General features: G+C 58.9%; 9 protein-coding genes. 3 read left to right on the top strand and 6 right to left on the bottom strand.

Annotated elements, in window-relative coordinates:
- Positions 1 to 8: 8 nt before the first annotated feature.
- Entirely contained in the window at positions 9 to 1,208 is a 1,200-nt protein-coding gene (gene tyrS / locus C1949_RS16260) for a tyrosine--tRNA ligase (RefSeq protein ID WP_104739511.1), read from the bottom strand.
- A 240-nt stretch (positions 1,209 to 1,448) separates the two neighbouring features.
- Between tyrS and C1949_RS16255 the strand changes: the two genes are divergently transcribed.
- On the top strand, positions 1,449 to 2,876 hold the full coding sequence (locus tag C1949_RS16255; RefSeq protein WP_104739510.1) for a peptidoglycan DD-metalloendopeptidase family protein: 1,428 nt from the start codon (positions 1,449 to 1,451) through the stop codon (positions 2,874 to 2,876).
- Positions 2,876 to 3,976: an anhydro-N-acetylmuramic acid kinase gene (locus tag C1949_RS16250; RefSeq protein WP_104739509.1), complete on the top strand. Its 1,101-nt coding sequence runs from the start codon at positions 2,876 to 2,878 to the stop codon at positions 3,974 to 3,976. The genes C1949_RS16255 and C1949_RS16250 overlap by 1 nt, the downstream gene beginning before the upstream one ends.
- Here the strand turns inward: C1949_RS16250 and erpA are convergent, their stop codons facing one another.
- The 4 genes from erpA to argC all read right to left on the bottom strand — a co-directional run bounded on the left by erpA (position 3,977) and on the right by argC (position 6,621).
- On the bottom strand, positions 3,977 to 4,327 hold the full coding sequence (gene erpA / locus C1949_RS16245; RefSeq protein ID WP_104739508.1) for an iron-sulfur cluster insertion protein ErpA: 351 nt from the start codon (positions 4,325 to 4,327) through the stop codon (positions 3,977 to 3,979).
- 67 nt (positions 4,328 to 4,394) lie between these two features.
- Positions 4,395 to 4,817: a bactofilin family protein gene (locus C1949_RS16240; protein WP_104739507.1), complete on the bottom strand. Its 423-nt coding sequence runs from the start codon at positions 4,815 to 4,817 to the stop codon at positions 4,395 to 4,397.
- Entirely contained in the window at positions 4,817 to 5,488 is a 672-nt protein-coding gene (locus C1949_RS16235; protein ID WP_146040339.1) for a DUF6776 family protein, read from the bottom strand. The genes C1949_RS16240 and C1949_RS16235 overlap by 1 nt, the downstream gene beginning before the upstream one ends.
- 98 nt (positions 5,489 to 5,586) lie before the next feature.
- Positions 5,587 to 6,621: an N-acetyl-gamma-glutamyl-phosphate reductase gene (gene argC / locus C1949_RS16230; protein ID WP_104739505.1), complete on the bottom strand. Its 1,035-nt coding sequence runs from the start codon at positions 6,619 to 6,621 to the stop codon at positions 5,587 to 5,589.
- 143 nt (positions 6,622 to 6,764) lie between these two features.
- On the opposite strand from argC, the gene hemJ reads away from it, so the two are divergent.
- The gene (hemJ, locus tag C1949_RS16225) at positions 6,765 to 7,187 is read left to right on the top strand and encodes a protoporphyrinogen oxidase HemJ (protein WP_104739504.1); all 423 of its coding nucleotides are present in this window, start codon (positions 6,765 to 6,767) and stop codon (positions 7,185 to 7,187) included.
- On the opposite strand, the gene C1949_RS16220 is transcribed toward hemJ, so the two are convergent.
- Positions 7,184 to 8,665, bottom strand: coding sequence for an AAA family ATPase (locus C1949_RS16220; protein ID WP_104739503.1), 1,482 nt, complete (start codon positions 8,663 to 8,665; stop codon positions 7,184 to 7,186). The two genes, hemJ and C1949_RS16220, sit on opposite strands and share 4 nt — an antisense overlap.
- Positions 8,666 to 8,688 lie beyond the last annotated feature (23 nt).

Raw genomic sequence — 8,688 nt, 5'->3', positions numbered from 1 at the left:
TTTTTCCGTCAAGCCTTTTTCAGAAGAATCTTGGCAAAGCGCTTCTTGCCAGCCTGACACACGTACTCATCACCCAACGCAAGCACGCAGGAATGATCAACAACCTCGCCATTGACCTTTACCGAACCGGCTGCCAACAGATCGCGCGCAGCCGCCGCATTTTTCACCATTCCCGCACGGTTGATGACCGCAGAAATCGGCAAATCGGATTCCGCCTCGATTACCACTTCCGGAATATCTTCTGGCAGCTCGCCATCTTTCAGACGATTGCCTGCTGACCGGTGAGCATTGGCCGCTGCCTCTTCACCATGGAAACGGGCTACCAACTCCTCGGCAAGCTTGATCTTGATATCACGCGGATTAGCGCCGGCAGCAACATCCGCTTTGAATTGGTCGATCTCGTCCATGGTGCGGAAGCTGAGCAACTCAAAGTAGCGCCACATAATGCTGTCAGGCATCGATACCAGCTTGTTGTACATCTCACCCGGCGCATCGCTGATACCTATATAGTTGTTCAGCGACTTGGACATCTTCTTCACACCATCCAGCCCTTCCAGGATCGGCATGGTGAGAATGACCTGAGGTTCTTGCCCATACTGTCGCTGAAGCTCACGCCCCATCAGCAGGTTGAATTTCTGATCGGTACCACCCAGTTCAACATCTGCCTCCATCGCAACTGAGTCATACCCTTGCACCAATGGATAGAGAAACTCATGAACTGCGATCGACTGACCACTCTTGTAGCGCTTGTCGAAGTCATCGCGCTCAAGCATCCGCGCGACGGTGTACTTGCCCGCCAGCTGGATCATGTCCGCTGAGGTCATCTTGTCCATCCAGGCGGAATTGAACATCACCTGAGTCTTGGCCGGATCAAGAATCTTGAACACCTGCTCTTTATAGGTCTCGGCATTGGCCAGCACCTGCTCGCGCGTCAAGGGCTGGCGCGTGACGTTTTTGCCGGACGGGTCACCGATCATGCCGGTGAAGTCCCCTATAAGGAACAATACCTGGTGACCAAGATCCTGGAACTGGCGCAACTTGTTAATAAGCACGGTGTGACCAAGGTGCAGGTCAGGCGCTGTTGGATCAAAACCCGCCTTGATTCGCAGTGGCTTGCCGCGCTCCAGCTTGGCACGCAACTCGCCCTCAACCAGAATTTCATCGGCGCCGCGCTTGATCAGCGCCAACTGCTCGTCAACCGGCTTCATAGCTACAGATTTCCTGTGAATGTCAGTGGGAGGTGATTTCAGGGGGACAAACCATACAACATTGCCTACCAATTACAAGCAGCACAGACAGCCCCGCCAGATAGCAGACATCTCGGGAAAGACATAATTTGACGGTATAAATCTGACAGGCGGGAACGGCAAAAGCTTGCCACAACAGCTTTTCAATTATAATTTAGGAAGTTAGTCCACTTTATCTAGAATACTTCTACAAGAGCGCTTATGGGATCTCAAGATAAAAAGTCACCGCGATACCCCAAAAGCCACCTCGTGGCAGCCAGTGGCATCGCCGCAACGCTGAGCATCATCCTGCTCGTAGTCCCTACCGCCGACGTCGAAGCGAAGAAAACGTTCGTTCAGCTCGAGTTGCCGGCCCCCGAATCCAATGCTGACCAGTCACTCTCCCAGTCTCCTGAAGAACTGGACGCACTGGTTAGCGAAGCAGTCACAATCCCCAAACCGATGGACATCGCCCGGCAGGCAACTGCTGCCGCCAACGGCGAGCCACTCGTGACTGTTGAGCAGGATACCAGCGCAAACGCCGAACCCGCCTGGCATGAAATCACGGTTTCCAGTGGCGACACGCTATCCACGCTATTTGACCAGGCCAACCTGGGTGCCAGCACCTTGCATGCGGTCATTAACAGCAGTCAGGACGCGCAACGCTTCACTCGCCTGAAGGTTGGCCAAGTGCTGGAGTACCAGACCGATACCGAAGGCCAACTGATCGCAATGCGCTCCAAATTGAGCGACCTGGAAACCATCCGCATCGATCGGACGGCCGAAGGCTACTCATTCAGCAAGCAGCTTATCGAACCCGAAACCCGTGAACGCTACGTTCAAGGCACCATCAACAGCTCGCTGTTTCTCGCCGCGCAGAACGCAGGCCTCAACCACAACCTGACCATGCAGATGGCCAACATCTTTGGCTATGACGTCGACTTCGCCCGTGACATCCGCCAGGGCGACAGCTTTGAGGTCCTATTCGAAGAGCTGCATGTTGGCGACAAGACTGTCGGCACCAACAATATCCTGGCCGCTCGCTTCACCAACCGCGGCAAGACGTACACAGCCGTCCGTTACACTGACCACAATGGCTACGCCAGCTACTACCGCGCCGACGGCACCAGCATGCGCAAGGCCTTTATTCGTACACCGGTTGATTTTGCCCGCATCAGCTCCCGCTTCAACCCCGGTCGCCTGCATCCGGTACTCAACCGTATTCGAGCCCACAAGGGCGTCGATTACGCAGCAGCAACCGGAACACCAATCAAGGCTACCGGTGACGGCCGCGTGGTTTCAGCAGGCCGCAAAGGCGGCTACGGTAACGCAGTTGTCATCCAGCACGGCCGCAAGTACCAGACCCTGTACGGCCACATGAGTCGCTTTGCCAGTGGCATCACTGCCGGAACCCACGTCACACAGGGACAGATCATCGGCTATGTCGGGATGACCGGCCTGGCAACCGGCCCGCACCTGCATTACGAGTTCCGTGTTGACGGTCGCCACGTTGACCCTCTGAGCGTGCAACTGCCCGCTTCTGACCCAATACCGAACAGCGAGCGCACAGCCTTCCTCGCGACCAGTCAGCAGCTGATGGCGTCGATGGATCAGTCCCGCGCCACCCAGCTCGCCACACTGGATCAGTAATGCCCTCCTTGTATGTCGGTATCATGTCAGGCACCAGCCTGGATGGTATCGACATCACCCTCTCCCGGTTCCGAGATCCCCATCAGGCCGAATGTCTGGACGCGCTATGCGTGCCGATGCCAGCGGGTCTGCGCCAGCAGTTGCTTGACCTGTGCAGCCCCAGCAGCGACGAGCTTTACCAGGCCGGGATCGCGGGCAACGCCTGGGCGCGACTGGCAGCAGAAGGCGTACAACAACTGCTGAACCAGAATCAGGTATGTCGCGAGCAGGTGCGCGCTATCGGTAGCCACGGCCAGACCGTTCGCCACCATCCGGACCAGGGATTCAGCTTGCAAGTCGGAGCGCCGTCATTACTGGCGGAACTTACCGGCATTGACGTGATAGCGGACTTTCGCAGTCGCGACCTCGCAGCAGGGGGCGAAGGAGCGCCGCTGGTCCCTGCGTTTCACCAATGGCTGCTGACTAGCCCGACTCAGACTCGCACCTTGGTAAACATTGGTGGATTCGCCAACCTGACGATTCTGCGGCCCGGCCAAACAGCTGCTGGCTTTGATTCGGGACCGGGCAACGCGCTAATGGACAACTGGGCTCAGCGTCATATTGGCACCCCTTACGACGCCGATGGCGACTGGGCCAGCCAGGGTCAAGCACACCAGGTGCTGCTTGATCGTATGCTTGCCGACCCCTACTTTGCACGGACCGGCCCCAAAAGCACCGGACGCGAATATTTCCACGAGGCCTGGCTGGCCGCACACCTGAAGCACACCCCAGGCGTATCTGCTGTTGACGTGCAAGCCACCCTCGCCACGCTCACAGCCACAACGATCGCCGACAGCCTGCAGCAGGTCGCACGCGATACGAGCGAGCTATACATTTGTGGCGGTGGCGCGCGCAATGCACACCTGATGAGGCTCCTGCAGCAGCGGCTGCCTGCACAAAAGGTTCAGTCGACGGACGCGCTGGGCGTCAGTCCGGATTGGATGGAAGCCATGGCATTTGCCTGGCTGGCATGGCGATTCGATCAGCGACTGCCGGGCAATCTGCCCAGCGTAACCGGTGCACAAGGAGAGCGCATCCTGGGGGCGCTCTACCCCGCCTAGTCAGATCGAGAAGGAAGACCCACAGCCGCAGGTGGTGCTGGCATTGGGGTTATTGATGACGAAGCGTGAACCTTCAAGCCCTTCCTGATAGTCCACCTCTGACCCAGCCAGGTACTGGAAGCTCATTGGATCAACCACCAGTCGCACGCCATCGCGCTCAACAATGGTGTCATCTTCAGCCAACTCGTCATCGAAGGTGAATCCGTACTGGAAGCCTGAACAGCCGCCGCCCGTCACGAAAACACGCAGACTCAGACTGTCATTCCCTTCTTCTTCAATCAGTGAGCGCACCTTACTGACCGCGTTATCACTGAAAATAAGCGGGGAAGGGATAAAGACTTCAGCAGACATACAACCTCCGGCGGCCACAGCCGCAGCACAACAGGGCGGCCATTATCCGTTTTCCCGAGGTTTTTGGTCAACTATTCTCCGCTTCCAGCTGGAGAACCGGGTCAAGCTGCACCGCTTGCGCCTCATCGGCCAAGTAGTTGAGCTGACCATTGATCTGCGCGCCCATGACCATCTCCATGTAGCGATAGTAAAGGTCGCCGCTTATGCGCGCCTTGGTATCGAGTTCGAGATGCTCCAGCGCATGCACATCCCCGACCACCTGGCCATTAATAACCACATGAGGTGCCTTGATCACGCCCTCGACATAGCCGTGCTCGCTGACACGAACCAGGCCCTGCTCTGCCTCAATGTTACCGATAATGCGCCCATCAACCTGCAGCGCGCCATCAAAGCGCATGTCGCCTCGAATCTGAGCCTGCTGAGCAATGATGGTGGTCTTGCCGCTGAACTGACTGATATCGGCCTTCTTGTGCTTGTCGGATCCCCACATCAGGGTGCTGCTCCTGTAACCGTCCAATCGAATACCTGCTCAACCAGGGTGTCATCGTCACGGGTCGCCACAAGCGTGACCTGCGCTGGCTCAAACCCCTCGGGAAGCGTGATTAGAGCCTGCTCGCTGCGCGCCGGCACCACCTGAAAATAGCGGAAGTTCAGGTCCAGACTATCGCTACCCAACGCTGGGGACAACTCGGACAAAGGCAAGGTCTCAGCCTTGCCGTCGCGTTTGCCCGCGACACTGATCGCCAGCTTGGCCTGCAGCGTGTCGCCCTCGTCGCCCACCCGACTGACCATGACTTTATAGCGAAAAGTGTCGTCAGCGTCTGTGGCCTGCAGCTCAAAAGCCTGGATCCGCAACCCCGGTGCCATCGCATTGGGCGCCAGCACACCCTGATACTGAGCCAGACTTTGCTGCTGCTTGAACAGCTGCGCTTCCAGCTCATGAATGATCTGCTGACCTTCCTGTACCGAGTCACGCGCCACCAGCAGGTCGACCTCCATCTGGTGATAACGCTGACGGGTATCCTCCAACTCTCTGGCCAGTTGCGCCTGACTCTCAATCAGCGCCTGACGCTCCAGCTCAAGCGGCTGCTGGTGTCGCATCGCGGCTTCCCAGCCCTGCCAGGCGCTGACCGGGATCGAGATCAGCAAAAGAATGACCATCCCGCGCCGCCAGCGCCGCTGCATCCGGCTTTCGCGCGGCTGCAGCGTGACATGGTGATCTCGAAACGAGTGAGAGCCGGCGCGCTTTGACCAGCGCATCAGGGCATCAGCGCGGGCTGCTGCAGACCGGCGCGCTCGTCCAGCCCGAACAGGATGTTCATATTCTGTACCGCCTGCCCGGAAGCGCCTTTGGTCAGGTTATCAATCACTGACAACACCACCACCAGATCCCCACCCTGCGGACGGTGCACGGCGATACGGCATACGTTGGCACCACGCACGCTGCGGGTTTCCGGGTGGCTGCCAGCCGGCATCACATCAACAAAGGGCTCATCTGCGTAACGCTTTTCGAACAGCGCCTGCAGGTCCACAGTGGTATCCGCCACACGCGCGTAAAGGGTGGCATGAATACCGCGAATCATCGGCGTCAGGTGCGGCACAAAGGTCAGACCAACAGGGCCACCGGCAGCCAGTTGCAGACCCTGGCGAATTTCCGGCAGATGACGGTGACCCGCAACCCCATAGGCCTTCATGCTTTCACCCGCCTCGCAAAACAGCGAACCAACATTCGCGCCACGACCTGCGCCACTGACGCCTGACTTGCAGTCGGCGATCAGCGTCGCCGGGTCGGCCAGCCCCGCTTCCAGCAACGGAATCAAACCCAACTGGGCCGCGGTCGGATAGCAGCCGGGGACGGCGATCAGGCGCGCACTCCGAATGGCCTCGCGGTTAACCTCGGGCAGACCGTACACCGCTTCCGGCAGCAGGTCCGGCGCGCCGTGCGGCTGGTGATACCACTGAGCCCACTCTTCGGCGTCACGCAGACGGAAGTCCGCGGACAGGTCGATCACCTTGACGCCGGTTGCCAGGAGTTCACCCGCAAGCGAGTGAGCAACGCCATGCGGGGTAGCAAAGAACACGACGTCACAAGCGCCGAGGGCAGCGACATCCGGCACAGAAAAACGCAGGTAATCGTAGTGACCGCGCAGATTGGGATACATATCTGCAACGCAGAGGCCTTCTTCAGATCGCGACGTGATGACCTCGACATGCGCTTCGGGGTGCTGGGCCAACAGCCGCAGCAACTCAACACCGGTGTAGCCGGTTCCGCCTACAATGCCTACTTTGATCATCATCACATCCTGAATTGCGTTTGAATTATTGGTAACCTGCGGCCAGCCTGCGCAACGGTGCCGCAAAACGGTCCCCTATGATAAAAGCGCTGGCGGAAATTACCAGCGCTGACCCGGCGCCAGCCAGCTTATAGGAGAGACGCGTGTACCTCTGGATAAAAGCCTTTCACATCATGGCCGTGATTACCTGGTTTGCCGGCCTGTTCTACCTGCCCCGCCTGTTCGTCTATCACGCCCAGGCCGAAGACGAGATCAGTCGCGAGCGTTTCAAGATCATGGAGCGCAAGCTGCTGCGCGGAATAATGAACCCCTCCATGATCATCGCCCTGGTGCTCGGTGGCTGGATGCTCTATCTAAACCCGGGCTGGCTAAGCCAGGGCTGGATGCACGCCAAGCTGACGCTGGTCACCCTGCTGGTAATCTACCACCACCTCTGCGGTCGCATTCGAACCCGCTTCGCGGCTGACGCCAATACTCGCTCACACGTCTACTACCGCTGGTTCAACGAGGCTCCAGTGCTGGCTTTGGTGGGTATTGTTATTCTGGTTGTAGTCAAGCCCTTCTAATCCGCCCTCACGGCCCTGTCCTGCGCCCAGGCGCGCAGGGCTTGCAGCTTTTCGGCCATGACGACTGACAGTGGTGAAGTCCGACCAATTGCCGCCAGTATGTCGCGCCCGCCCAGCAGCTCCCCACTGGCGGCGGTCGCATAAACCGCCGACACCACCGCCTGTTCGATCTCCGCGCCAGAAAATCCTTCACTGGTCTGCGCCAACTGCTGCAGATCGAACTGACTCGGATCAAGGTCGCGCTTGGCCAAGTGAATGCCGAAGATTTCGGCACGTACGGCCTCATCCGGCAGATCGACAAAGAACAGCTCATCGATCCGCCCCTTGCGGATCAGTTCCGGCGGCAGTTGCGACACATCGTTGGCGGTCGCCACCAGAAAAACCCGCGATTGCCGTTCCGCCATCCAGGTCAACAGGCTGCCCAGCATACGGCGCGAAACGCCACTGTCACTCTGATCTGCGGCAACACCCTTTTCGATTTCATCGATCCAGAGAACGCAAGGCTCAAGTGCATCCGCCAACTGCAATGCCTCGCGCAGATTTTTCTCTGTTTCCCCAATGTACTTGTTATACAGCCCAGCCATGTCGAGCCGCAGCAACGGCATCCCCCACAGGCCGGCGACAGCCTTGGCAGCCAGGCTCTTGCCGGCACCCTGCACGCCGACCAGCAAGACGCCGCGCGGCATATCCTGAACGCTCCCCGCGCTGCTGAACACTGCCTGCCGGGCCGCCAACCAGGCTTTCAGTTTTTGCAAGCCGCCCACCTCGCCAAAGCGGGCAGTTTCCTGCTCATAGCTGAGCACGCCATCCAGGCCGAGCAGCTCGAACTTCGCCTTGTTCAGGTTCGGCAGGTCGCTCTGGTCAATAGCGCCGTCGTCGATGATCAGGTTGCGGGCCAGTCGACGCGCCTCATCATGGGTCGTGCCGCGCAGGTTGCGTACCACCTGCTGCAACGTGCGGTTATCAGTACGCACCCGCTGACCACGGTTGGCCTCGCTCCAACGGATCGCTTCCTCCCGCACAATGGCGGTGAGTTCTTCTTCGGACGGCATGCTCAATTGCAGCCGGGCCGCCAGCCGGCCGAGCTCCGGCGGCAGAGTGACACCGTGACTGATCAAAATCAGCGTCGGACCCGTCACTCCCGGGTTCATGGCAAGAGTCTTCAGCTGCCGGACGATGCGCGGCGAGTCAAGGAACGGGTGCAGATCGCAGAACACATACAGCGCGTTCTCGCCAGACTCTCGCACCACATCAAGCGCAACACCTGCATCGCGGGTATCCCGCTCCGGGTCAAGGTCAGCACCAAAACCGAGCCGACTCAGACCATCCAGATGATTCCAGGTGTACCATGTCTGCGCGCGTTGCACGGCCAGCGAGCCGATGGTTTCAAGCACCCGCAATTCCTGCCAGGACTCAATGACGATCAGCCGGACACGCGAATCCAGCACCAACCCAAGGTCGTGAATATCGTTTTTCAACCAACGCCTCCTCTGCTGCGCAG

It is taken from the genome of Halopseudomonas oceani, assembly GCF_002903165.1.
Lineage (GTDB): Bacteria > Pseudomonadota > Gammaproteobacteria > Pseudomonadales > Pseudomonadaceae > Halopseudomonas > Halopseudomonas oceani.
The sequence above is the reverse complement of the archived record's forward strand: the minus strand, read 5'-3'. Positions and strand labels throughout refer to the sequence as shown.